This is a genomic window from Mesorhizobium sp. M4B.F.Ca.ET.143.01.1.1, from assembly GCF_004792275.1.
Taxonomy (GTDB): Bacteria; Pseudomonadota; Alphaproteobacteria; order Rhizobiales; family Rhizobiaceae; genus Mesorhizobium; species Mesorhizobium abyssinicae.
In genome coordinates this window covers 105362-128047 of record NZ_SRSR01000015.1, presented here as the reverse complement: position 1 = coordinate 128047, position 22686 = coordinate 105362, and the positions used below count along the sequence as shown (strand labels likewise).

The 22686-nt window shown below is 59.3% G+C and carries 24 protein-coding genes and 1 pseudogene; 6 read left to right on the top strand and 19 right to left on the bottom strand.

The window, feature by feature from the left end:
• Positions 1 to 12 precede the first annotated feature (12 nt).
• Together EN786_RS28515 and EN786_RS28510 are read right to left on the bottom strand one after the other, a co-directional pair.
• Entirely contained in the window at positions 13 to 687 is a 675-nt protein-coding gene (locus EN786_RS28515; RefSeq protein WP_189379690.1) for a topoisomerase DNA-binding C4 zinc finger domain-containing protein, read from the bottom strand.
• Between the two features lie 332 nt (positions 688 to 1019).
• The gene (locus EN786_RS28510; protein ID WP_128346522.1) at positions 1020 to 1214 is read right to left on the bottom strand and encodes a DUF6494 family protein; all 195 of its coding nucleotides are present in this window, start codon (positions 1212 to 1214) and stop codon (positions 1020 to 1022) included.
• A gap of 496 nt (positions 1215 to 1710) precedes the next feature.
• On the opposite strand from EN786_RS28510, the gene metH reads away from it, so the two are divergent.
• Positions 1711 to 5520, top strand: coding sequence for a methionine synthase (metH, locus tag EN786_RS28500; protein ID WP_128346521.1), 3810 nt, complete (start codon positions 1711 to 1713; stop codon positions 5518 to 5520).
• Between the two features lie 322 nt (positions 5521 to 5842).
• Here the strand turns inward: metH and EN786_RS28495 are convergent.
• From EN786_RS28495 to EN786_RS28460, 8 genes and pseudogenes are all read right to left on the bottom strand, one after another.
• Positions 5843 to 6698: pseudogene (locus EN786_RS28495) on the bottom strand (IS630 family transposase); the annotation flags it as partial.
• A gap of 87 nt (positions 6699 to 6785) precedes the next feature.
• Positions 6786 to 7253, bottom strand: coding sequence for a uracil-DNA glycosylase family protein (locus EN786_RS28490; RefSeq protein ID WP_128346520.1), 468 nt, complete (start codon positions 7251 to 7253; stop codon positions 6786 to 6788).
• Complete coding sequence (locus EN786_RS28485) at positions 7250 to 8659, bottom strand: radical SAM protein (protein WP_135909128.1); 1410 nt, start codon at positions 8657 to 8659, stop codon at positions 7250 to 7252. Before EN786_RS28485 ends, EN786_RS28490 begins: the two co-directional genes overlap by 4 nt.
• On the bottom strand, positions 8652 to 9245 hold the full coding sequence (locus tag EN786_RS28480; protein ID WP_135909127.1) for a hypothetical protein: 594 nt from the start codon (positions 9243 to 9245) through the stop codon (positions 8652 to 8654). The genes EN786_RS28485 and EN786_RS28480 overlap by 8 nt, the downstream gene beginning before the upstream one ends.
• A gap of 103 nt (positions 9246 to 9348) precedes the next feature.
• Positions 9349 to 10389: a CBASS cGAMP-activated phospholipase gene (locus tag EN786_RS28475; RefSeq protein ID WP_135909126.1), complete on the bottom strand. Its 1041-nt coding sequence runs from the start codon at positions 10387 to 10389 to the stop codon at positions 9349 to 9351.
• The gene (locus tag EN786_RS28470; protein WP_245493490.1) at positions 10386 to 10874 is read right to left on the bottom strand and encodes a hypothetical protein; all 489 of its coding nucleotides are present in this window, start codon (positions 10872 to 10874) and stop codon (positions 10386 to 10388) included. The genes EN786_RS28475 and EN786_RS28470 overlap by 4 nt, the downstream gene beginning before the upstream one ends.
• A complete protein-coding gene (locus EN786_RS28465) occupies positions 10871 to 12130 on the bottom strand; it encodes a nucleotidyltransferase (protein ID WP_128346812.1) in 1260 nt (419 codons plus the stop codon). The genes EN786_RS28470 and EN786_RS28465 overlap by 4 nt, the downstream gene beginning before the upstream one ends.
• A 20-nt stretch (positions 12131 to 12150) precedes the next feature.
• On the bottom strand, positions 12151 to 12372 hold the full coding sequence (locus EN786_RS28460; RefSeq protein ID WP_128346813.1) for a DUF2188 domain-containing protein: 222 nt from the start codon (positions 12370 to 12372) through the stop codon (positions 12151 to 12153).
• A 153-nt stretch (positions 12373 to 12525) separates the two neighbouring features.
• Here EN786_RS28460 and EN786_RS28455 point away from each other — a divergent pair, with 153 nt between their 5' ends.
• The 5 genes from EN786_RS28455 to dgt all read left to right on the top strand — a co-directional run bounded on the left by EN786_RS28455 (position 12526) and on the right by dgt (position 15781).
• Positions 12526 to 12852 carry a helix-turn-helix transcriptional regulator gene (locus tag EN786_RS28455; protein WP_245493491.1) on the top strand — a complete coding sequence of 109 codons (327 nt, stop codon included), beginning with the start codon at positions 12526 to 12528 and terminating at the stop codon, positions 12850 to 12852.
• Positions 12849 to 13745 carry an ImmA/IrrE family metallo-endopeptidase gene (locus tag EN786_RS28450; RefSeq protein ID WP_128346814.1) on the top strand — a complete coding sequence of 299 codons (897 nt, stop codon included), beginning with the start codon at positions 12849 to 12851 and terminating at the stop codon, positions 13743 to 13745. Before EN786_RS28455 ends, EN786_RS28450 begins: the two co-directional genes overlap by 4 nt.
• A 30-nt stretch (positions 13746 to 13775) precedes the next feature.
• Positions 13776 to 14066, top strand: a complete 291-nt coding sequence (locus EN786_RS28445; RefSeq protein ID WP_135909125.1) for a ribbon-helix-helix protein, CopG family — start codon at positions 13776 to 13778, stop codon at positions 14064 to 14066.
• A complete protein-coding gene (locus tag EN786_RS28440; protein WP_135909124.1) occupies positions 14063 to 14287 on the top strand; it encodes a hypothetical protein in 225 nt (74 codons plus the stop codon). Before EN786_RS28445 ends, EN786_RS28440 begins: the two co-directional genes overlap by 4 nt.
• A 93-nt stretch (positions 14288 to 14380) precedes the next feature.
• Positions 14381 to 15781 (top strand): dGTP triphosphohydrolase, encoded by a 1401-nt coding sequence (gene dgt / locus EN786_RS28435; protein ID WP_246688766.1) that lies wholly within the window; start codon positions 14381 to 14383, stop codon positions 15779 to 15781.
• 89 nt (positions 15782 to 15870) lie between these two features.
• Here the strand turns inward: dgt and EN786_RS28430 are convergent, their stop codons facing one another.
• The 9 genes from EN786_RS28430 to EN786_RS28390 all read right to left on the bottom strand — a co-directional run bounded on the left by EN786_RS28430 (position 15871) and on the right by EN786_RS28390 (position 22661).
• Entirely contained in the window at positions 15871 to 16824 is a 954-nt protein-coding gene (locus tag EN786_RS28430; RefSeq protein ID WP_246688765.1) for a hypothetical protein, read from the bottom strand.
• 275 nt (positions 16825 to 17099) lie between these two features.
• On the bottom strand, positions 17100 to 17528 hold the full coding sequence (locus EN786_RS28425) for a hypothetical protein (protein ID WP_128347193.1): 429 nt from the start codon (positions 17526 to 17528) through the stop codon (positions 17100 to 17102).
• Complete coding sequence (locus EN786_RS28420) at positions 17525 to 18070, bottom strand: recombinase family protein (protein WP_135909123.1); 546 nt, start codon at positions 18068 to 18070, stop codon at positions 17525 to 17527. The genes EN786_RS28425 and EN786_RS28420 overlap by 4 nt, the downstream gene beginning before the upstream one ends.
• 154 nt (positions 18071 to 18224) lie before the next feature.
• Entirely contained in the window at positions 18225 to 19091 is an 867-nt protein-coding gene (locus tag EN786_RS28415) for a tetratricopeptide repeat protein (RefSeq protein WP_210214591.1), read from the bottom strand.
• Between the two features lie 55 nt (positions 19092 to 19146).
• Positions 19147 to 20292 (bottom strand): Tn3 family transposase, encoded by a 1146-nt coding sequence (locus tag EN786_RS28410; protein WP_281405020.1) that lies wholly within the window; start codon positions 20290 to 20292, stop codon positions 19147 to 19149.
• A gap of 112 nt (positions 20293 to 20404) precedes the next feature.
• Entirely contained in the window at positions 20405 to 20899 is a 495-nt protein-coding gene (locus EN786_RS28405; RefSeq protein ID WP_128346874.1) for a helix-turn-helix transcriptional regulator, read from the bottom strand.
• Positions 20900 to 21119: 220 nt separating this feature from the next.
• Positions 21120 to 21512 carry a hypothetical protein gene (locus EN786_RS28400; RefSeq protein WP_128346871.1) on the bottom strand — a complete coding sequence of 131 codons (393 nt, stop codon included), beginning with the start codon at positions 21510 to 21512 and terminating at the stop codon, positions 21120 to 21122.
• Between the two features lie 2 nt (positions 21513 to 21514).
• Complete coding sequence (locus EN786_RS38795; RefSeq protein ID WP_245493499.1) at positions 21515 to 21955, bottom strand: hypothetical protein; 441 nt, start codon at positions 21953 to 21955, stop codon at positions 21515 to 21517.
• Positions 21948 to 22661, bottom strand: a complete 714-nt coding sequence (locus EN786_RS28390) for a ParA family protein (protein ID WP_128346872.1) — start codon at positions 22659 to 22661, stop codon at positions 21948 to 21950. The genes EN786_RS38795 and EN786_RS28390 overlap by 8 nt, the downstream gene beginning before the upstream one ends.
• Positions 22662 to 22686: the final 25 nt, after the last annotated feature.

The window sequence follows — 22686 nt, the reverse complement described above, 5'->3', positions numbered from 1 at the left end:
GTGGTCGGACGGTCAGCCGGCCACCGAACAAGAATACCTGCACCGAGGATATTCGGAGCAGCCCAGAAATTCGCCGAACCTGCCCCTCTTTCTAACGAGGTGGCCGCGACAGGTTTCTGTCGGGCATGAATGCTTTGGCGCCTTGCTGCGATATTTCTGTTTCTTGAATTCCCAAGGATGGATGTTGTCCTTGAAGGCCCATATGCCTCGCTTTGCGCGTCGGGCCTCTTCGAGGGCATCGAGGTAACGCTGATCGGGTCCGTATCGCTCCAGAACCCAAGCCCATCCATTCACGACCATCTCTAGCTCGATGTTTCTCGTCACGCGGAAGGGCGCCCCAAACGTTGTTATGCATGACGACGGTGTTCTGAACTCGCCGGCGGCGTAATCCAACGTCAGATAGGGAACGCAGACGACACGGCCGTACGTGTCTACTGACCGACCGGTATTCATCTTCATCAAGATGGCAAGTTCGACCCACTTGCCGCCGATCAGGGCGGTGAGGAAATCCTTGGCTTCGCGGCCACCGGGCTGTTCAATCTCCGGAGCGTCGATGAATCCGAATCTTGCGGTTACCTCGATCTCGGCTTGATCCTTAGGGTTTCCTGTCACCTCGGAAACCCTGACCCGAGTTAGAAACCCATCGCCGTCGAACACCTTCAGCACCGGAACCCTGACTGTGTCCATTTGTGGATCCTCAGGCACAATGATCATGGGATCTACTTCTTGAGCCATTGTATCGGCGGCAAAGGGAAACGGGACTATACCGTCCCTGTTCTTCCTTTCGGAAGTGCTAAATTAAGACAAGAGTCTAGATCCGGAGCAGGCGTTCTCGTCACCCTGGAGGCTCATCGAGCATTGTGGGGTCAGAAGGGCCTATTCGAACTGCACCGGTCGGGCCGATAGCCAAGAGCGTGGTGAGCGATACTGCGTGGATCCGACCGGACCCCATTCCAACTGCTAATCCGTCTCGACGCCTTCGGCCGCGTTGGACGTTTGGCTAGGTCGCTTCTCCCGGCCTACGGAAGTTCGATCTCGCCATCCACCACGTGGTTGAGGCCGGTGCCTTCCGCCGTCAGCGTCATGCGGACGTTCAACTTCTTCTCGCCGCCGATTTGCCTTGCGCGCACCGTTTCCTCAATCTTGCGCTGGGAGGTTACACCGACTTCCTTCAGGAACTTGCGGATCGACATGTTGAAGGCGTCTTCGCTCATGGCGGAACTCCTCTGTATCCAGAACGGATTGTAAGGGAAGGCAAGGGATCAAGGAAGTAGGACGGTGACGCTCGGTCCCATAGAAACAGTTCCGAGCCGGGAGGATGCGTCGGGTCCTTAAACTTCATCGGCCCTTGGAAGGAGGAAGAGCGCTGTCAAACCGCTACCGTGAATCGGTGTCCTAATAATGCATAGGGGCCGTCTTTGTGCGGGCAGCAATTTTCCCGAGAGCACGGCTGGGGAAGCGTCAGACAATCCGCCGCGCCGCGCGTCCCAGCTGCCGTTCCGCGTCGTTGTAGTAGCAGCGCGAAGCTTGCTGGACGGATCGGTGCTGCGACTGCTGCATGGCTTCGACGAGGGAGATGCCACGGCGGGCGGTTTCGGTGAGGTAGCCGGCGCGCAGTCCGTGCGCGGAAAACAGGTGCGCATCGATGGCATGTTGACATAAAGATGTCTTTATGTGATTACTGGCTGGCGGTCGTTACAAGGACAAGGAATGTCGCAAAGTCCGTCCTCCCTGGACGATCTGTTTGGTCCGGCCGGCGAGAAGCGAGACGGGTCGGACGTCCTGGCTACGCTTCAAGCTACTGCGCGCGAACGCATCCTCATCCTCGACGGTGCCATGGGCACCCAGATCCAGGGTCTCGGTTTCGACGAGGACCATTTCCGCGGCGACAGGTTCGTCGGTTGCGCCTGTCACCAGAAGGGCAACAACGATCTTTTGATCCTGAGCCAGCCCAAGGCGATCGAGGACATTCATTATCAGTACGCTATTGCCGGCGCGGACATCATCGAGACCAACACCTTCTCATCAACCTCCATAGCGCAGGCCGACTACGGCATGGAGAATGCCGTCTACGACCTCAATCGCGACGGCGCTCGGCTTGCCCGCCGTGCTTTGATCCGGGCACAACAGGAAGACGGCAAGCGGCGGTTTGTCGCCGGCGCTCTCGGGCCGACCAACCGCACCGCCTCAATGTCGCCGGATGTCAACAATCCCGGTTACCGCGCAGTGACGTTCGACGAATTGCGCTATGCCTATGGCGAGCAGCTGCGTGGGCTGATCGATGGTGGCGCCGACATCATCCTGATCGAGACCATCTTCGACACGCTGAACGCCAAGGCGGCGATCTTCGCCTGCAACGAGATCTTTGTCGAAAAGGGCGTGCATCTGCCGGTCATGATCTCCGGCACAATCACCGACCTGTCCGGCCGCACGCTCTCCGGGCAGACGCCGACGGCTTTCTGGCATTCGGTCCGTCACGCCAGCCCGTTCACGATCGGCCTCAATTGCGCGCTCGGCGCCAATGCCATGCGCGCGCATCTGGATGAGCTTTCGGGTGTCGCCGGCACCTTTGTCTGCGCCTATCCGAATGCCGGCCTGCCCAATGAATTCGGCCGGTATGACGAGAGCCCGGAATTCATGGCTGAGCAGATCGAGGGTTTTGCGCGCGACGGATTGGTCAATGTCGTCGGCGGCTGCTGCGGCTCGACGCCGGACCATATCCGCGCCATCGCGGCGGCGGTGAAGAAATATCCGCCGCGCGCCATCCCGAAGATCGAGCCGAAGATGCGCCTGTCGGGCCTCGAGCCGTTCACGCTGACCGACGAGATTCCGTTCGTCAATGTCGGCGAACGGACCAATGTCACGGGCTCGGCCAGGTTCAGGAAGCTGATCACGGCGGGCGACTATGTCGCAGCGCTCGATGTCGCGCGCGACCAGGTCGCCAACGGCGCCCAGATCATCGACATCAACATGGACGAAGGGCTGATCGATTCGAAGAAGGCGATGGTCGAATATCTCAACCTGATCGCGGCCGAGCCGGACATTGCCCGCGTTCCCGTGATGATCGACAGTTCCAAGTGGGAGATCATCGAGGCCGGCCTGAAATGCGTCCAGGGCAAGCCGCTGGTCAACTCGATCTCCATGAAGGAAGGCGAGGAAGCGTTCCTGCATCATGCCAGGCTGGTGCGGGCCTATGGCGCTGCGGTCGTCGTCATGGCCTTCGACGAGGACGGCCAGGCCGACACCAGGGCGCGCAAGGTCGAGATCTGTACCCGTGCCTACAAGCTGCTGACCGAGCAGGCCGGCTTTCCGCCCGAGGACATCGTCTTCGATCCGAACATCTTCGCCATCGCCACCGGCATCGAGGAACACAACAATTACGGCGTCGACTTCATCGAGGCGGCGCGCGAGATCACCACGACGCTTCCTCATGTCCATATTTCGGGCGGCGTGTCGAACCTCTCCTTTTCGTTCCGCGGCAACGAACCGGTGCGCGAGGCCATGCATGCCGTGTTCCTCTACCACGCCATCCAGGCGGGCATGGACATGGGGATCGTCAATGCCGGGCAGCTTGCCGTCTACGACACCATCGACCCCGAACTGCGCGAAGCCTGCGAGAATGTCGTCAACAACCGCGAGCCGAAGGGCGGCGGCACGGCGACCGAGCGCATGCTGGAACTCGCCGAACGCTTCAAGGGCACGGCGGGCAAGGAGGCGCAGGAACGCGTTCTCGCCTGGCGCGATTGGCCGGTCGAGCAGCGCATTTCGCACGCTTTGGTCAACGGCATCACCGAATTTATCGACGCCGACACGGACGAGGCGCGGCGCGCCGCCGAGCGGCCGCTGCATGTCATCGAAGGCCCGCTGATGGCGGGCATGAACGTCGTCGGCGAACTCTTTGGCGCCGGAAAAATGTTCCTGCCGCAAGTTGTGAAGTCGGCCCGCGTGATGAAGCAGGCGGTGGCCGGCCTACTGCCGCACATGGAGGCCGAGAAGCTGGCGAACGCCGCCAGCGGAATCGACAATGGCGAGCGCCAGAGCGCCGGCAAGATCCTGATGGCGACGGTAAAGGGCGACGTCCACGACATCGGCAAGAACATCGTCGGCGTGGTCCTTGCCTGCAACAATTATGAGATCATCGACCTCGGCGTCATGGTGCCGGCGGCGAAGATCCTGCAGACGGCGCGTGAGCAACAGGTCGACGTCATCGGCCTGTCCGGCCTGATCACGCCTTCACTGGACGAGATGGCGCATATGGCGGCCGAGATGGAGCGCGAAGGCTTCGACATTCCGCTGCTGATCGGCGGCGCGACGACCAGCCGCGTGCATACGGCGGTCAAGATCCATCCGCGCTATGCGAAAGGCCAGACTGTGTATGTCGCCGACGCCAGCCGTGCCGTCGGCGTGGTGTCGGCACTGCTATCGAACGAGGCCAAGGCCGCCGGTTATGTCGAGAACGTCCGCGCGGAGTACAAGAAGGTTGCCGACGCGCATGCGCGCAGCGAAGCCGACAAGCAGCGGCTGCCGCTCGCCAGGGCGCGGGCCAATGCCCACAAAATCGACTGGGCGGGCTACGAGCCGCCAAAACCGTCCTTCCTTGGACTGAAGGTCTTCGAAGGCTGGGATCTGGCCGAGCTTGCCCGCTATATCGACTGGACGCCTTTCTTCCAAACCTGGGAGTTGAAGGGGCGCTATCCCAAAATCCTCGACGACGAGGACCAAGGGCCGGCGGCACGCCAGCTCTTCGAGGACGCCCAGGCGATGCTGGCGAAAATCATCGCGGAAAAATGGTTCGCGCCCAAGGGCGTGATCGGCTTCTGGCCGGCCAATACCCTCGACGACGATATCAGGCTGTTCACGGATGAGGCCCGCTCGCACGAACTGGCGACTTTCTTCACGCTGCGCCAGCAACTGGCCAAGCGCGACAAGGCCAATGTCGCACTGTCGGATTTCGTCGCGCCTGCGGACAGCGGCAAGGCCGACTATGTGGGCGGCTTCCTAGTCACTGCGGGCATCGAGGAAGTGGCGATCGCCGAGCGCTTCGTGCGGGCCAACGACGACTATTCATCGATCATGGTCAAGGCGCTGGCCGACCGTTTCGCCGAAGCCTTCGCCGAGCGCATGCACGAGAAGGTGCGCAAGGTGTTCTGGGGTTACGCGCCCGATGAGAACCTGGCCCCGGACGACCTGATCGGCGAGCCCTATCGCGGCATCCGCCCCGCGCCCGGCTATCCGGCGCAACCCGACCACACCGAAAAGGCGACGCTGTTTCGCCTGCTCGACGGCGAAGGCAATGCGGGCGTGAGCCTAACCGAAAGCTTCGCCATGTGGCCTGGCTCCTCCGTCTCCGGCATCTACCTGTCGCATCCCGAAAGCCATTATTTCGGCGTCGCCAAGGTCGAGCGCGATCAGGTCGAGGACTATGCGCGGCGCAAGGCCATGCCGCTGGTAGAGGTCGAGCGCTGGCTTGGGCCGGTCCTCAACTATGTGCCGGCGCGCTACGCCGAAGCGGCGGAGTAGTCCCCACTACCAGCCTGATGTTCTTGCCCCCGACCGATCTCGCATTCCTGTGGACCGGTTTGGGCGATCGATGATTTGATCAGGGTGCTTAAGGTGCCTACTCGTTTCACTATGGGTGAAGAGTGACTAGCCGACGCCGGTTCGGCGACCTGGAGTCGACGACAACCTTCCACCATTGCGGCAGTTCGCGCATCCTGAAGGCTAACGGAGATCGAGCCGTGCTGGTCGGATGGCCTGCTTGCGGCGCAAAGCGGACAGTCGAATACTGTACAAGGAAAAAGTGGTCATGACCTATGACCAACCTCTCGCAGCGGCCGCGCCGCGTGTCTTCGATGGTTCGCTTCTGGGCGTGGCGCATCCAGTGTTTGATCTTGGCGAAGGCCTGCTCGATCGGGTTGAGATCGGGCGAATAGGGCGGCAGGAACCAGAGCCTTGCGCCGGCGGCCCTGATGGCATGACGGATGGCTGCGGATTTATGGCTGCCCAGATTGTCCATGATCACGATGTCGCCGGGCCGCAGGGTCGGGAGCAGTTGCTGACGGACATAGGCGCGGAAGCATTCCCCGTTGATCGGGCCGTCGAAGACGCATGGCGCGGTGAGTTCGTCGCAGCGCAACGCCCCCAGGAAGGTCAGGGTTCGCCAATGGCCATGTGGGGCGAAGCCGCGCAGGCGCTGTCCCCTTGGCCCCCAGCCACGAAGCGGGGCCATATTGGTCTTGATCCACGTCTCGTCGATGAAGACCAGACGTGCCGGATCGAGGCGACCCTGCCATGACTTCCAGCGCTGGCGGCGACGAGCGATGTCGGCCCGGGCCTGCTCAAAAGCGAACAGCGTTTTTTTTGAAGCTCAAGCCCTCGCGCCTCAAGAACACCCAGACCGCGTTGTGCGAGACCATCACCCCGCGTGCGGCCAACTCGTCCTTCAGCCGATGCAGCGTCAGATCTGAGGTCTGGTTGATCCGCTCCACGATGAAGGCCCGATGCGGCTCCAGAACCCGCTTGCGGTGCCCGCCCATCTTGCCCGGCGCAACCGAGCCGGTGGCACGGTAACGCTGCGACCACTTCACCACCGAGGATACTGCCACGCCAAAACGCGATGCCACCGCACGGCAGCTCTCGCCGGTGCCGACAGCTTCAACAACACGCTCACGAAGATCGTTCGAAAGGGCTCGTGTCATCAGACGCTGGCCTCCGTCCAGCCAGCATCTTGAATCACAAACCAGCGTCGTTGGGAATCCTACGATTCCCTCAAGACATGAAACGCTCTAGAGACGTGCAGCTATCGATGCATCGGTAGCAACAATCGCTTGCGAAAGCTTGCGCGCATACTCTGCGCGGCGGTTTTTCGGCTGCCGCAACGCGTAAGAGGGATGATGGAGAAAATAGACCGGTGTATCGGACGATCGTTCTGCAGCGAGAGCAGCGAATGCGCGTTCGGCTTCCGCGCCAAACGCAACAATCGCCGCTAGCGTATCATCTCTCCAGAGCCAATGGTCACGCAGCCAGGGTAACAGTTCTGCCCACGTCGGATTGCGCTCCACGCCATTCTGTCCAAATACTGGGCCGGGTATGATGTTGTCACGCGCGATGGCAATTTCGCCTAGCGGCAATTCTGCCAACAAAGAGGCTAGGAAACTGCCCGAGCGGGATGTGGGAGCGAGCGGCGCATGCAATCCGCCGTCGGCGTTCTTTTTGGCGCACAGTCCGAGAAACAAAATCTTCTGCTCGATCATCTCGCATTTTGTAACGCCATAATGGTGTATAAGTTCTTTCGAACCTGGTCCACGGGAACTTCCCCGAACTGAATCCCAGTCGAGAAATTGAACTCGTCGCGACCCGCAACGGCCTGAATTCCGGGGGACTCGGGTGAGCTATAGGCCAGCATTGCAGACGGCGAGTAACCTGCGCGAAGGAGGCGGAGCCAGTCCGGGGTGCCAGGATAAGGTCTGTATTCAAAGGCACTGCAACGAAAACGCCCTGGAAGGGCGTCTGTTACCGACCAAAGGGTCTCGATCAGATCCAACGTTGCGCGATGTTCTTCGCGGGTTTCGGTTGGCAAGCCTAGGATGAAATAGCCCTTCACCGAAATGCCAGCGCTGCAGAGGCGGGTGACCACTCTGATGGTCTGCGCCACGGAAATTTTCTTGTCGATGTGCTTGAGCAGCCGGTCGCTGCCAGCCTCTATACCGAGAGCAACTTCGCGGCAACCGGACGCTACCATAAGGTCAATAGTGTCGTTCGGAACCTTGTCGAGGACGTTGATCCGGCCGGTCGCATCCCAACGAAGCGAAAGATTGGCTCGGACAAAGGCGTCGAGCGTTCTGACAATTATCTTGGAGTTGGCGAGAAAGAGGTCGTCGACAAATCGTATGCGGGTAACGCCGTATCGATCGCGTAGCGTGGCCATCTCGGCGATAAGATTGTCTGGACTTCGCATGCGGATGCTCACGTCAGGATTCGCGCTCACCGCGGCGCCGCAGAACGAACAATCGAAGGGGCATCCCCGTGAAGCGACCATGGCTGATTCCAGTTCGCCGGCGTCGAGGTAAGGGTCTTGCACCAGATACTTGCGATCCAGAAACGGCATAGCATCGATGTTCGGTGCCAGGAGGGCCTTGTCACCGCGCATCTGCGGCATGGTGAGACCGTCACCGTTCCGCCAGCCGATTGAGGGCAGGCTGCTGCGTGACTCGATATCGGCCAAGAGAAGCGGCACCCGGGTTTCCGCTTCGCCGACAACAAGTGCGTCGATACGGGGAATGCAATGATCCTCCAGGATTTCCCGGGGCATTGCTTTCGCCTGATGACCGCCTAGCATCACAGAAATGCCCGGATCCAGGCCGGCAAGGATTGCGCGGCTATGGGCGTAGGTTGGCGCGAGCAGGTTGAATCCCGCCCAACCTGGCTGTGCGTCGTTGATAATGCCGACCGTCTCTGAGAGCCCAAGCCCAAGCGCTTCGCTGTCGAGCAGTCCGACGCTGAAACCGGTTGCCGCGGCTACAGTAGCGATGTAGCCGAGCCCAAGGGTTGGCAGAGTGAAGTCGTTGACGCGGCGCGCGTGGCCGTAGTCCTTCAGCGGCGAATTAACGAGCAGCAGGTCAAGGCGGCCGTCCGCGCCTAGAATGCGCGGATCATTCATGACATTGGCCACAAGCAGTGATTAGATTCACAGCGTTCATCGCGGTGTCTTCGATGGTTCCTCCCGCATCCAAGGTGATAACGACGTGGCCTTTGGACCGAAGGAACTCCGCACGCTCGGCGAAAAGCGATATTTCTGTTTCGATATCCAATCGGTCCTTAAAGAAATCCGATCGCATCGGTCCACGTGATCGCCTGCGTTTGCCAAGCTCCATAGCGGTGATCTCGAGAGCAACTGTTGTAACCCCTTCAAGCAAGGGCGCGTTGCTTGCGTAGACGAAATCCTGGTCGACCCCGGAAATGGGTTGATAGACAAGGCCGGACAGCACGAATCTGTCGAGCAGAAGGTTGCCCATGTTACTTTCGATAAGTTCTGCGCGAGCTGTGGAAAGCGCCAAGCTGAGAGTCAAACCGGGTGTTGCGGAGCTAGCGAGCTTGCGTATCAGCGTGTTGAGGGAGGAAGACTCCACATTGCTGAACAGCTCGTACTGCTGTCCTCGATCAGCCAATAGGGAGATGACCTGCGGCAGCAAGCTTGACTTGCCGACGCCGCGGGGGCCGTCGAAAGCTACAATCGTGCGACCCATCTCGCTTGCACCCAAGCATGCGTTGCGGAAGAATCAATAGAGAATCATTATTATACGCGCACATTATTAACTGAGGAAACTTGAGAAAAATAGAAGATCAGAGCTAGTCGGCTTCACTCTGAAGTGGAACTGGCACATACGGGTCCGTTGGCGAATGAAGGAACATTTGCTCAATCCGATGCCCTGCCGCTTCAACCAAAACCCTGGCCATCGCGGGAAGTTCGGTTCTTGCTCGGCGGTGGTCGTCGAGGGCTATAGGCGAAGGGGCTTCGGGCGCATCGATCCGCATCACATTGTCCTTGCCAACCAGCAGATATGCTTGTCCGAGGGCATTTAGTGATTGGGCCCGCATAGCGCCAAAGTAGATGTCGCGCCATTGTAGGATCCCACCGTTGGACTTGGTAGCGTCGACCGTGAAAGCAGTCTCTCCACAGCCGAGGCTCAGAATCTGGATATTGGCACGGTCGATTTCGAAACACGCCAGCGTATCGACAAGGGCGTTCATCGTCGGGTTGTTTGCCCATAGGCCACCGTCGACCATCATGTAGCCATTGTTGGGAAGAGCCTGAAAGAACGTCGGCGCCGCCGCCGTCGCAAGCCCGACCCGGACCATCCGCTCAAACCGGTCCTTTTTGTAATCCGGATGGTGAGGGGTCTTGTACAACCACGGCTCGCCATAGCGCCCCTCAAAGCTTGGGATCACAAGGCGGTTGCGGGCCATCCCGAACGGGGTGTCGTCGAAAATGCGCAGCAGCTCGCTTTCGAGGTTATCGCGATCATAGGCATAGCGGCCGAAGCGCCGCACCCTGCGCAACACGCGCTGAAGGGGATTGGGCGGCGGGAAGATCAAGCCGCCGCGTTCGACGTAGATTTCACGGATCTCGCGCGCGGTTTTGCCGTGCGAAAGCCCCAGCGCGATAATGCCGCCGGTGGAGGTCCCGGCAATCATATCAAAGCAACCCGCCACCGATTTGCCGCCCAGGAACCGCTGCTCGAGCTCGGTGAGGACAGCTGCCGGCAGGATGCCGCAGATACCCCCACCATCTATCGACAAGATGCGGAAGGGCCGGCCCTTCGGCCAAGGGCGTTGCAGGCGGCGTCTCTGGGCGGTGCCGTCCGAGCGGCGAGGTGGGAGGCAGGTCATCTATTCACTGCACTGCCAAGCGCGGCTCGCGGCTGTTCGATATGTTTACCGGTGCCGGTCCACGTTCCCGTGGCGCGCCAGCCTTCATAGGAGGTCAGCCAGTCAATCGCCCACGGCACGGTGGTTTCGGCAACCGACATGAAGGGCGACCATTCATCCGAATCCGGATCGAACATGCACAGCACCACATCGAGCGGGCCGCAGCCGATGTAATAGACGTGCGGCAGCTGGCCTTCCGGGTCGCCGCGCCGGGGCCGCAGCTGCGGGGTCAGGATTTTCACCCGCGGCTGCATGCGGCGATTGTTGAGCTTTTCGATAATGGAAGGGGCCCGGAACGTGATCTCAACCTGGAAGGTCTGCAGCAGCGGCCGCAACGGCCCCCGCCATGTCGCGGAGGCGCCTTCACGGGTGGCTAGTACTAACTGCGGCCAACGGTCGGCCATGGCCGAAATCTGACGTTCTATTGTGAAAACCTCGCTGCTCACCGCCGTTCTCCCATATTCGTGTGGGAGCGCGCGGCCACTGGCGACGCAACGGCAATCGAACCGACAACGGCCGGTGCTGCCGGCACGAACAGACCGCCCTTGCGGGTATAGCTTTGATCCAGGGAACGGATCGCCCGGCCGGTGCGGTCGTTGAAGGTCTTCAGCGTGTACGACACAACCCGATCGCCGAACCGATTACGCAACCAGTCCTGCAAATCCTCCAGCTGCACGTTGCCCTGCTTGATTGCTTTCAGTCCGTCGGCCAGATCACGCAGGGCGGCCGCGAATGCATCCTGCTGCATCTTGTTCTCCGGCCAGCGGTCGGTGAACCGGTCTTCGTCCCACTCCGGATTGCGGACATCGAGGAGCTGTCCCTGGCGTGACGCTTCCTCGATAGCGCGTTCCGTCCACCGCGCCTGCCGGATCACCATGTCGGAGAGCAGCATGCCCGGCAGGGCCGCCTTGCCGGCATGACACGACAGCATTACCGATGGCGGGATCCGGCCTGTGGTGGAAGCGTAAAGGACGTTGCGGAACCGCTTGATCAACTGCAGCGCCACTGTGGCGGTGTTCTTCACGATGAGGGGGGTCTGTGCCGGCACTAGGTGCACATCCGCATCGACGGCGAACTCGATGCCGTCGGCTTCATAGAGCCGCTTGTTGTAGGCCAGCGCGAACCGCTCCTCCATCGGCGTCCGCGCATTGTACCAGCGACCGAACGCCCAAGCGTTCATCATGACCGGCCTGTGGAGATGGGTCGGGTCGCCGTGCTTGGCATGGAAGATCACGCTTTCGCGGTCTTTGAGGGTTGCCAGGCGGCGGGACGGCGTCAAGTCGACGTGCATGTTGTCGGCGTAGCGCAGCGTGATGCAGCGGCTCTGGCGCTCGACCGCCTGCACGGGGTAATCGGCGACGGCGCTTTCCAGAAGGTCAAGGACCTCCTCAGGCGACATGTCCTCCGACACGTCGAGTTCGACCACGACGTCAAGATCGTATTCGTTGTCGGTTCCCCGCGTCGAAATGGTTGCGTCGATTGCCATGGAACCCTGCGGGTAAAAGCACAAGACCCGCCCGTGGAGCGGACTGCCAGGGCACTCGATGTGCTTGCGAATGGCTTCGTAGCGGTCGCCGGTCCTGGCGTGCAGGCCGGCAGGCAACTGAACGCTGATGGCCAGGTCGGCCAGAATTGCATCCAGTGGATTGAGGAAGGGCTCGACGGGCCCTAGGACCCCAGGAAAGCGCGGCTTATCGTTCATTGCAGGGGTTCTTTCGGGGTTTAGCCTTTCGGCGGATACGGATCGTTGCCGTAGGAATTGGGATCGCGGATCTGGCCATTCGGCCGGTGGATGACGACTTCACTATGCTGGTTGATGGCGATCTCACGCGCGGCTGAAATCGCATCGGCCTGCGTGGAATGCACCGAAGTGGCGCGGCTATTACCGGCACCTTGCACAGCCCACTGGCCGTTGTGAGGTACGACATGTTGATTCTTGCCCATAAAAAGCTCCATTAGTTGAGTTGCTAGACATTATCGTAAAGATAAATCTTACGGCGACTTGCGTCAAGTCCCATATTATGGTCTTGTAAGCTGTGATCAGACGGCGCGGACGCATAAGCGACCGCGTCGCTATGACTCGTGGAAAGGATTTGTATGGTGGAGTTGGCTGTAAAATTGAAACAGCTGCGAATGCGAAGCGGAAAGTCGCTGCAGGAAGTGGCCGATGCGGTAGGGGCCTCGAAGGCTCATGTGTGGGATCTCGAACGCGGCGCGAGTAAAAACCCATCGTTGACCCTTATTAAGAGCCTGGCAGACTTCTACAGGGTAGGGGTAGCGGATCTGGTGGGTGAAAATCCCCGAGCACCGGAGGAAGATGCCGAACTGGTGGCGATGTACCGCAATCTTAGCGAGCTTTCGCCCGGTGACCGCGAAACCATCGCGCTACTGATGGAGCGGTTGAAAGCCAGTCGGAAACCATGACGGTCAGCCGAATCGATCTGGCCGATGCGGCCACTCCGGAAAAACTTGTTCTGGAGATTCTCAAGAACGAGCCCGGCCTCGCGATTCCTGTGCCGATCGAGGCTTTTGCCCGGCAGCTCGACATTGTCGATATCCTTCCGCTTGAAACAGACGGCTATGAGGGCGGGCTGATTACGCCCGTCGACAAGTTCAACGGGTCGATCCTGTTCAACCAGGCCAGCCCGCGGCGACGGCGCCGCTTCACGATCGCCCACGAGCTCGGCCATTTCCTCATGCCGTCCCACGTCCCCTCGGCTGAGGGACGGTTTTTGTGCCGGTTGCAGGATATGCTGGCGTTGAAGGCCAACGAGGCAGACCGCCGCATGAAGATGGAAGTCGAAGCGAACCGCTTCGCGGCAAATATTTTGATGCCGGCCCCACTTTTCCGAAAAGATGCGGCGGCGGGCAAGGATCCCGATCTTAGCCATCTGGTCAAGCTTGCCGACAAATACGATGTCAGCAAGGAAGCGGCCAGCCGCTCGTATGTGCGCTACCGGGAGGAGCCGGTGGCGGTGGTGATTGCCCGTCACGGCAAAGTCCTTCGGGTCTACGGTGACTATGCCAAGTTCCCGGGTCTTTCGGCTGAACGGGCCCGGCCGGTTTCTCCCTATTCGCTGCTGCGCAGACGAACCCATCAGGAGGGTGTACCGAGCGACATCGATGAGACCGATGCCGGGGTATGGATCGACGTCCAGCGGGGCCGCAAACCGCCCGCCCTCTACGAGCAGGTGCTGCTCCAGCGTGACGGTTTCGCGATGATCATGCTTTCGATGAACCCGCCTGATGAGGATGAGGAAGACCCGGAAGATGACTTGACCTCGGCTCAGCGCCTCAGGCGAAGGGTGGATCGCTGATAGACCGAGTATCGGCTCGCTGGCTCAGAATTGCTGCCCAAGCTGGCAATGGCAACACCGGCCTTCGCGTATTACAAAGTTTATTCTTTATTTACCAATGGCGATTACGCTCTTGGTATGAGCAAAAAAATCATCTCGTTTCGTCTCGCCGAAGACGACTTGGCCATACTCGATGAGACCGCGCAACGATTCAATATGAGCCGGTCAGACGCCCTTAGCGCTGCCCTTCGCGCGTTCAACAATGATTACGTCAACGAGAACGGTACATTCGTGCGGCGCACTCCTTGGTGGCTTCAGACGCTCGGGGACGACACCAAGTGACAAAACTGGACGTCAACAGGCTGGTCTTGGTTACTGCGCTGATCTTGCTGGTGGTGATTGCCGCCGGATCTGGGTATCGGCTGGAGATCGGACCTTATGGCCTAACTTTCGAACGGGGCAACAACGCGAACACCGATCAGCCTAGTTTGCCCGATACTCGCACCCCACCGCCGGAGCCAAAATCACTTGGCATGGTGACCGGGTCAGCTAAAGCGAAGTGAACCTAAGGTCGCTTGTTTCAAGTTATCTGCTTCAGCCATCTGGCGAAGGCGATCACGTTTCAACTCTGAGTAATTTTCAGAGCGCAGGATACTATGATCAGGCTTGATGCCGCCGAGCTGAATTCGGGTAGGGATGGGAGGGGAATGCTCATGGATTGGGAACACTTGCTCAGCAGCGAACGTTTGGGAGACACTGGTTACCAGGCGAAGCCAAATCGTTCCATCTTTGTACAGGACTACGATCGGATCATATTCTCTGCACCGTTTAGGCGGCTTGCAAATAAGACGCAGGTGCAACCGCTATACGAGCACGATCACGTGCACCACAGGCTTATCCACTCCGTCGAGGTTGCGAGCGTTGGCCGCTCGCTGGCGATGGCGATTGGAAACTGGCTCGAGCAGGAGAACGAGATTGAGGCCGGGGAGGCGCATAGTCTCGCGAATATTGTGCAGGCGGCATGTGTCGCTCACGACATCGGGAACCCTCCATTCGGCCACTCTGGCGAGGAGGCCATGGGGGACTGGTTTGCCGATCAATTCTCTAGTTCAAATGACCTGATCAGTGAGGTCCCAAGCGATAGGCAGCTGGCCTTCAAGAACTTTGAAGGGAATGCACAGGGGTTCCGAATCTTGTGCCGGTTGGAGATGTATCGGAATGATGGTGGGATGCGGCTTTCCAAGGCCACATTGGGGGCGTTCACGAAATATCCTGTCACGGCATCCACGCGTGAGTCCGCGGCATCGGGAACGGCCGCGGGATACGTGGGCCTCAAGAAGTTCGGCATCTTCGACAGTGAACTTGAATCGTTCCGCGGCGCCGCCAGCACTCTGGGTCTGGTGGTGGAGAATCAGGGCGATAAAACGTGGTGGCGACGTCATCCGCTGGTGTTCGTTGTCGAGGCGGCTGACGACATCTGTTACAACATCGTAGACCTTGAGGATGCTTTTACGACTGGCGAAGTGGGGTACGACGTCGTGAGAGATATACTGTACGAAGCAGCTGGTAAGCCGAACCGAGATGTTTCCACATATACCGCGGCTGAAAACATCGCGATGCTGCGTGCTATCAGCATCGGAAAGGCGGTAGAGAGTTGCGTGGAAGCATTCAAGGAAAACTACGCCGCCATCATGAGCGGGAGTTTCTCAGGGTCACTCGCGGACATCTGCAGCATGAAATCACTGTTCGAACGGATGAAGAAAGTTTCAAAAGATGAGGTCTTTACAGCTCGCCGGAAGACTGAGCTCGAAATCTCTGGACGCAAGATCATATGGAATGTGATGACGGGCATATTGCCAGTCTATGAAGATCTTAGGCGATCCGGCTGGAAGGAGGCAGGATTGACGGCCCATTCCTGCCACTTGGTCAGAGCATTGGGTCTTGATCTGCGGAACGTAAACACTTCGGAAGACGCGCTTCACGCGCTCGCGGATTTTACGTCAGGCATGACCGATCGTTACGCACTCCGCATTTCGAGGATGCTTTCTGGCACTTGACCCATGGATATACGATCCATTTCGCAGCCCACGATCCCGCGTCTCTGTCCGAATTGGCCGCCGTTGCCGAAAGCCGTCAACCAAACCGCTTAGATGTATTTTGAACGGTGCCTCTCCTCCGGGGCTACCCAGCTTTCTATGAAATCCAGCGGGTCTACGCCTCCGATCATTGCCCTCGCGAGGGTCAGACGCTCCTCCAGACGCTGCCCACGCTCGCCGTTCGTACACTTCAGGCGCTCTTCCGCATCGGCGAAAAATCGCTCCACAGTCATTGCTCTTCCCCACCGCTCGATAATTTCCCCAAGCTGCTGCCGGCTATCGGCAAGGGCCTGAGCTGTTTTCCGGGCATCCTCTTGCCTTAGGTAGCGCTCCCACTCCTCCTCTCGCTCTTTTTTCCTCTTCGCCTCAGCCAGATCCTCGGCGACCATGAGGCGTTGCAAATTGTCCTTCGCCGCTTTCAAAGTCTCGACGATCTTCGGGATCAACGTGGCAAGCGCCTTCTGATCCGTCTCTTGCCAGCTGACGGACCAATCGACGCCTTTTTTCGGGGAATAGGCAATCACCCGAAAACGTCCCGACGGCATATCCTGCTCTGTCGTCCAGGAATGCGTCAGTTGCCAAGGTTTGGCTGATCTTATGAGCCTGCTGTCCTCGCGATGGTATTCACCATTGAGGTATCGCATCAGCACTCTCTCGGTCATCTCGGTGATGGCGAGCCCTATTGGCACCGAGTCGATATAGAAGACCGTGGGTCGATCCGGAGCCCAGATGCTTCCGGAGTGATAGCGTCCGTATTTGCGATCCTTTCGCTCCACCTCCTGTTCCTTGACGTGGATGCGACCAAAGTCATCGGCAGCCTGAGCGATGTGAACTCTGTACCCCTGCTTGTACAGAGTGAGGTACAGGTCATTGGCGATCGACAGAGCGCGCGGCAGCGCAGTTACCGATGAAATCAGATCCGGCAAGATCCTTTTGTAGGGCCTGAGGAACTCGCCGTCCTTGACGTCGCGCGTTTTTCGAAAATGCTCTTCGACACCGAACAATAGCGGATGATGTGCTGGCCGATCAGGTTTTGCGACGCGCCTGGTTTTGCGTGCCGCGATTTCTTCTGGCGTCCTCCTCGGCCGTCGCTTTGGGATCGACGGCGTGATCTCGATGGTTTCATCGGGTGCCTCCGGCAGGGCTAGCAGATCTGCCGCAAGGCCGAGAGATTTGCGGGTCCAGTAGCCCGACCCGGGATAGGGGACTTGGTATTGCTTACAGGCCTAATCGGCCCGAAGCTGCGATTTTGGCCAACTTGCGGAACAATCGGAGAACTTCACGGCTTGCTCTCCTTGACTTGGAGGAGCATGGCGACATTTTCGGCGGTAAATTTGAATCCTCTGCGGTCGGGAATTCGCTCAGCGGAGATCGGGTAGCGTGGCCGCTTTGGATCGATGCCGGTGATCCGGAACCGTTCGCTTCCGGTGCGGAACTCGCGTCCGAAGTCCGAAGGGGCCAATCCGAATTGCTCTGCCAAGAACTCGAACCTGTCTTTTTCAAGATTGAATGCCGTGCCGTCGGAGGCGGGAATGCTGACGCGGAACACGGGCTCGAAGGAGAAACCGGTATCGGCGCCACGCCATCCGGCGCCCTCGATGACCAGGCCGTGGTCCTCAGCGATCTTCTGGCAGACCTCGATCATGCGGGTCTGGATCTCTTCGCATGCCGCTGGCGTCAGACGGCTTATCGGCTTGCCCTTCGTCATCTGTCCTTCCGTGCCTGATAGACAGTGCCGCGTGAGATGCCGAGATCGCGGGCGATTTGTGTCGGACCGTGGCCCTGTTTCAGCCTTTGTCGGATCTCGTTGCGGTCGATTTTCGGCGGCCGGCCCTTGTATGTGCCGCGCTTCTTGGCGGCAGCGATTCCCTCCGCCTGGCGCTCGCGCCGCAGATTGGTCTCGAACTCGGCAAAGACACCAAGCATGTCAAAGAAGGCCTTGCCGGCGGCGGTCGACGTATCGACGGGCTGTTCGGTCGCGAAGAGATGCGCGCCTTTCGTCTTGAGCTTGTCCACGATCACCTGCAGGTCGCGCAGCGACCTGGCCAGTCGGTCGATCCGGGTGACGACGAGCGTCTCGCCAGCATGAATGAAGTCGAGAATTGTGTTGAGCTGTGGACGGCCTTCCAGCGTAGAACCGCTTTTCTGCTCCTCGCGAATAACCTCGCAGCCGGCGGCCTTGAGCGCGGCGATCTGCGCGGCGAGGTTCTGTTCGATGGTGGAGGTGCGGGCGTATCCGATGCGGGTCATGCAATCTGTTCATTTTGGGTGTGCCGGCGCGATGCTCTGTTCATTAACGAAGATTAAGCCCAAAATATACAGGCTTTTCCGGTTGCGACGTGTTCATGGCGGGTGTTCAGGCCGGGTATACCCAAATTAGAACACGCACTTCGGTTCCGGACGGTCAATTACGCCGTTGTCGTCGTGGTTTCAGCTTTTTGGTAACCTCCGCCAGCCACGCGACTGCACCGGGCGTGGCCTGCCAGGCCTGGCCGTTTTCCTCGACGTAGTCCGCTGCCTCATCCTCGCCCCCCAAGGTGATATAGCCGTCGATGGAAGCAACCAAAGGCTGCTTGCCGGAAAGGACGCCAGGCACATGGCTGTTCGCGAGCCAGGCCTCCTCGGCAAGCTTGCCGGCGCCCGGATCGTTTTCACGAAAGGCAAGAAGGGCCCGCGTGTAGAGCCATGCAGCAGCGCCATCGTCTTCGTGCTGTTTGAGAAGCTTCCTCAGGGCCTTGATATCGTCGCGCGCCAGCAAATGCCCGGCCAGCACGTAGCGGATGCCCTGATTGTCATTCGGATTGAGCTTGAGCATCGCCTGATAATGGTCTATGGCCTTCTGATACTGACCAAGCCGCCAGAGTACGGCGGCGAGACCTGCCCGCGCCCGCATGTAGGGGCGCGTCTCGAGAAAACCCCAGAAGCGACCGGCATATTCCTCAAATCCGTCAGGGCCCAGCGCCTCTTCACCCGCCGTGACGCCCTTCTGGTAGTAGTCCAGCACTTCCTCGACAGACCCCGCCTCTTCTTCGGCCAACAGCACATAGGCGTCGGCGCACAACGGCGAGATTTTAAGCGCTTTCCTGGCCAGCGTAATACGCTTGCTGCGACTGGTAGCTTCCCAAGCCTCATACATGATGTCTTGCGCAGCGTCCGTCGGGTCGCTCCCACGCCCTCCGCCGAAAAGACCTGCCATGAACCCCTCCATGCCGCGCCGGTCCGGCATCGGAGGCAGAGCATTGTCATTTTCCGGCTTCTTGGATTTCGCCACTGCCTTCTTTCGGGGCTTCTTAGATACAGGCATTTCTACCATTCCCTTCGATGCTTCACGCCGCTTGTTTCTGCTCAAAATCGATCCGGCTGTTCAGGTCGAGATTGAAGCGGCCATAAGGATTGACGTGCCCGTAGATCAGCGGCGTCAGGCCGCGATAATCTTCCGGCGTCAGCCGCGCCGACCATTTCGGCTCGGCGAGCACCGACTGCATCATGCGCGTGTTCACATAGACCAGCGACGCCTGCAGCAGATGCAGGGCCAGTACAGATATCTCCTGATCGTCGAGCCGGTTACTGGCGACCTCGCCGCCCTTGCCGAAAAACACGAAATTGGTGGCGCTGTTCCAGTTCTCAACCACGTTCAGGCCTTCGTGGATTTCGCGGCGGAATTTCTCGTGGCGCAAATACCGGCACAGGAAGATCGTCTTGATCGCCCGGCCGAGCTCGGCAAGAGCCTTGTAGGTCGGATGCATCACCTCGGCGCGGGCGAAGTGGCGCAGGATCGCTTCCGGATCGGCTATTCCGCCGTGCATGGCGGCGGCATATTTGACCATCTCGTCATATTGCTGCTCGATCTCCTGCCAGTTGATGACGCTTGAAAGAACGGGAAGCAGGTTGGGCAATTCAGCGCGCAGGCCTGCATGCGCCAGCGCCAGCTTCTGCCGGGCGATCGCCTTCAGGCGCGGCGCCAGTTCAAACCCGAGCAGATGGCAGAAGGCAAAGCCGATCGAGCTCTGGCCGTGGCTGTCGACATACTGCCGCTGGATTTCCATGTCGGTGCAATGCCGCAGCACGCCCTTGATCATCGAAGCGACTTCCGAGGACGAGCAGCGCTTGAGCTGCGAGAAGATGCAGGTTGAACCCTTTTCGACGTGCCAGTAGATCATCACGCCGCGACCGCCATAGCGGACATGCCATTCGGTCATAAGGTTGCCGTCCCAGGCGCCGAATTTCTTGGAATCCGAGGCACAGGCCGTGCCGGCTTCGCCCCAGATGGCGGTGTTGCGGATTGCCAGCGTCGCATTGGCAACACGTCCGCAGGCCGCCTCCAGCGCATCCCGATGGATGAAGTGCCGGCCAACATGAAGCAGTTCCTCGTAGCTCACATCCGGGCATCCGGCCGCCACGCGTTTTAGAGGGCATCGCGTTGAAAGTACGCTAAACAACGCGATGCCCTCTTCTTCGAACGCAAAGCCGATCGGGTGAGGCGCGGGCAGGGTGATGGCGCGATTGTCTCCTAAGCCGGCAACACGCTTGATCAGGGCACACCGGCGATCACCTCCACGCCGTGGAAGGAGGTAGCAAAAACGCTTAGCGGCCTTCGTCCTTCGTTGTTGATGAGGCTGTGGCGGCGTTGGCCGCCTTCTGGTGTGAGACCATGCGCTTAACCAGGGCGAGGAGATCGCGCGTCGTGTCGTGGGGCAAGTCCACCATAAGTTTTGCCAGTTCAAGACGATCCTCGGCTTCCTCCGGCGTCCGGCCCCAAAGATGAGGAGCAGCCTCAAAAAGCATTTCGATCGGCATGAAGCCTAGGATTTCACAGAGATGGATCATACGAGTAACGTGCATTTTCGAGAAAGCACGTTCGTATCGCCCGTAGACAGGCATTGACAGGCCAAGCAAAGGCGCGAGATCCGCGCGCGTCAGCCCTTCGTCCTCGCGCTCCTTGCGAAGAAAGGCCGCGATCTTCTTGTCCATCTCGCCCAGGGTCGTGATGCCGTCAAACCCCGGCCGTCGATAAATCGGCTTATCAATCTCAGGATCGGTCGTTTCCACCAGTCCCTTTGCACTTTTATAGGTGTTCATATCGCGCGTCACGGACCCATCCCTCCAAATGAAAAACCGCCCACAGGGCGGCACTATGTACCAATTTTGTTAGACTCAGCGCTAGTTCCAATCCCCAGAACTAGCTTTTTCCCGTATCATTTTGGGGGATTGGAGGTCGGCCGAAGCTGCTGTGCACGGATAGTCCTCCGACCTCTTGGAGTGATCGGTGATTATACGGGCGGTACGGTTTGCAAGGGCCCTAGCGGTTCTTTGCTGCGACCATTGTCCAACGGTCTGGCCCGCCCTTGAACACTGATTCCACGAATTTTTCACCATCGATCCAACCAAGATGCGCCGATAGTTCGCAAGCTATCGAATATTCATCAATACTTATACACCGCTTCACACTAACCGTCGATCCATCACCGTGCTTGGATATATCCCATTTGGATATGCGGAAGAGTTCCAATTTCGCGTGTTCACTGGTCGGCCACGTAACCTTATCGGGTATGCGGTCAGTGCCTTTGACGATAGACAAAAAGGCCTGCGATGTCTCGCGAAGGCCTATGCTCTGCCGGCCGAGCATAGGCGCGGCGTAGGTGCCGATGACGGTGCCGATGGCTATTCCAAATAGGAAGCCGCGGCTCGTCATTCTCAGTAGCCGTTGTCGCGGAGAAACTGGTCGATGGCCGCCTTGATGATCACAGTCATCTTGATGTCGTTGTCGAAGGCGGCCTTTTGCAGTCGCATCTTGGTGTCGTAGTCCAGCGGGCAATTGACGTAGTGCTTGGCTTCTCGCGTGTGCCCTCGTTTCAGGTCGCGCAGGCGATAGCGTCCCTCCTCCTGAGCCAGAGCACGTTCGACCGACTTGCTCTTGCGCTCTTCACCGCTCGGGTTCGGCAGACCGCGCCGCGGCCGTTCTCTTGTCGCATCCGCTTCTGAAGCCGGCGCCGCTGTTGGTTCCGGTGCAGCCGTTCGCGCCTCTGCCTCTTCCGACAAAGAGGCTGGGTTCATTGTGGCTTTGGATGTGGCCGGCTTCGGCCGTCGCGGTGCGATCGGAAAGTCAGAGACGGACAGTTTGCCTGGTTTAGACATTTCCCACCTTTTCCCGGTTTGCCGCGAGATGGCGATCGAGCTCGGCCACAAACGCCGCGATCTCCGCGCGACCTTTCATGACCGGGTCGGTCAGCTCGAGCATCTGCAAGGTGCCGAGGCCGTTACGGATTTCGCGGTAGCAATTGCGTTCGGTGAGCTCGGTATCCATTAACGTCGATTCATAGCCATTGTCGCGAAGATTGGCGATGAACGGACGGATCAGCCTGTAAGCCTCGAGAACGCGCCCCGGAAGGGCGATGCGCGTCACCACGTTGAGGTGCGGAATCGTGCGTCCTTCCCTGTCGCCAATATCCGCCGTGATGGTGGCGGCTTCGCCGGCCGCCTTGATTTCATCCTGGTTCGGCTGAATTGGCGTCAGCACCAGGTCGGCGTTGCGGATGATCGTATCGCGGATGACGCTGTCGACGCCCGGTGAATCCATAAGGATTACGTCGTAGACGCCGTCCTGTTCGGCGAGCGCGGTTTCAATGCTTCGCTGCGTTGCCGCGCTGTGGAGCTCGATATTGGCCGGAAGATTGTCCTTGGCCTCACATCGCTTCCACCATTCGGCGAGGTTCTGGCGCGGGTCGGCATCGATCAGAAGAACCTTCTTTCCATGAATAGCGTACTCGCCGGCAACGAGGATAATGACCGTCGTCTTTCCGGCGCCGCCTTTTCCGCTGATCGCGCAGATCCTTCGAGGCATGTTCGATCCCTCTTTTGCCGTCTTC

Coding starts and splice junctions, on each gene's coding strand:
- EN786_RS28450 (WP_128346814.1), top strand. CDS start 12,849: ATGACGGTCAGCCGAATCGATCTGGCCGATGCGGCCACTCCGGAAAAA.
- dgt (WP_246688766.1), top strand. CDS start 14,381: ATGATCAGGCTTGATGCCGCCGAGCTGAATTCGGGTAGGGATGGGAGG.
- EN786_RS28390 (WP_128346872.1), bottom strand. CDS start 22,661: ATGCCTCGAAGGATCTGCGCGATCAGCGGAAAAGGCGGCGCCGGAAAG.
- EN786_RS28465 (WP_128346812.1), bottom strand. CDS start 12,130: ATGAACGATAAGCCGCGCTTTCCTGGGGTCCTAGGGCCCGTCGAGCCC.
- EN786_RS28420 (WP_135909123.1), bottom strand. CDS start 18,070: ATGACCCGCATCGGATACGCCCGCACCTCCACCATCGAACAGAACCTC.
- EN786_RS28400 (WP_128346871.1), bottom strand. CDS start 21,512: ATGACGAGCCGCGGCTTCCTATTTGGAATAGCCATCGGCACCGTCATC.
- EN786_RS28515 (WP_189379690.1), bottom strand. CDS start 687: ATGGACACAGTCAGGGTTCCGGTGCTGAAGGTGTTCGACGGCGATGGG.
- EN786_RS28475 (WP_135909126.1), bottom strand. CDS start 10,389: ATGACCTGCCTCCCACCTCGCCGCTCGGACGGCACCGCCCAGAGACGC.
- metH (WP_128346521.1), top strand. CDS start 1,711: ATGTCGCAAAGTCCGTCCTCCCTGGACGATCTGTTTGGTCCGGCCGGC.
- EN786_RS28425 (WP_128347193.1), bottom strand. CDS start 17,528: ATGACGAAGGGCAAGCCGATAAGCCGTCTGACGCCAGCGGCATGCGAA.
- EN786_RS28485 (WP_135909128.1), bottom strand. CDS start 8,659: ATGAATGATCCGCGCATTCTAGGCGCGGACGGCCGCCTTGACCTGCTG.
- EN786_RS28510 (WP_128346522.1), bottom strand. CDS start 1,214: ATGAGCGAAGACGCCTTCAACATGTCGATCCGCAAGTTCCTGAAGGAA.
- EN786_RS38795 (WP_245493499.1), bottom strand. CDS start 21,955: ATGTCTAAACCAGGCAAACTGTCCGTCTCTGACTTTCCGATCGCACCG.
- EN786_RS28460 (WP_128346813.1), bottom strand. CDS start 12,372: ATGGGCAAGAATCAACATGTCGTACCTCACAACGGCCAGTGGGCTGTG.
- EN786_RS28455 (WP_245493491.1), top strand. CDS start 12,526: ATGGTGGAGTTGGCTGTAAAATTGAAACAGCTGCGAATGCGAAGCGGA.
- EN786_RS28490 (WP_128346520.1), bottom strand. CDS start 7,253: ATGATCGAGCAGAAGATTTTGTTTCTCGGACTGTGCGCCAAAAAGAAC.
- EN786_RS28405 (WP_128346874.1), bottom strand. CDS start 20,899: ATGAACACCTATAAAAGTGCAAAGGGACTGGTGGAAACGACCGATCCT.
- EN786_RS28480 (WP_135909127.1), bottom strand. CDS start 9,245: ATGGGTCGCACGATTGTAGCTTTCGACGGCCCCCGCGGCGTCGGCAAG.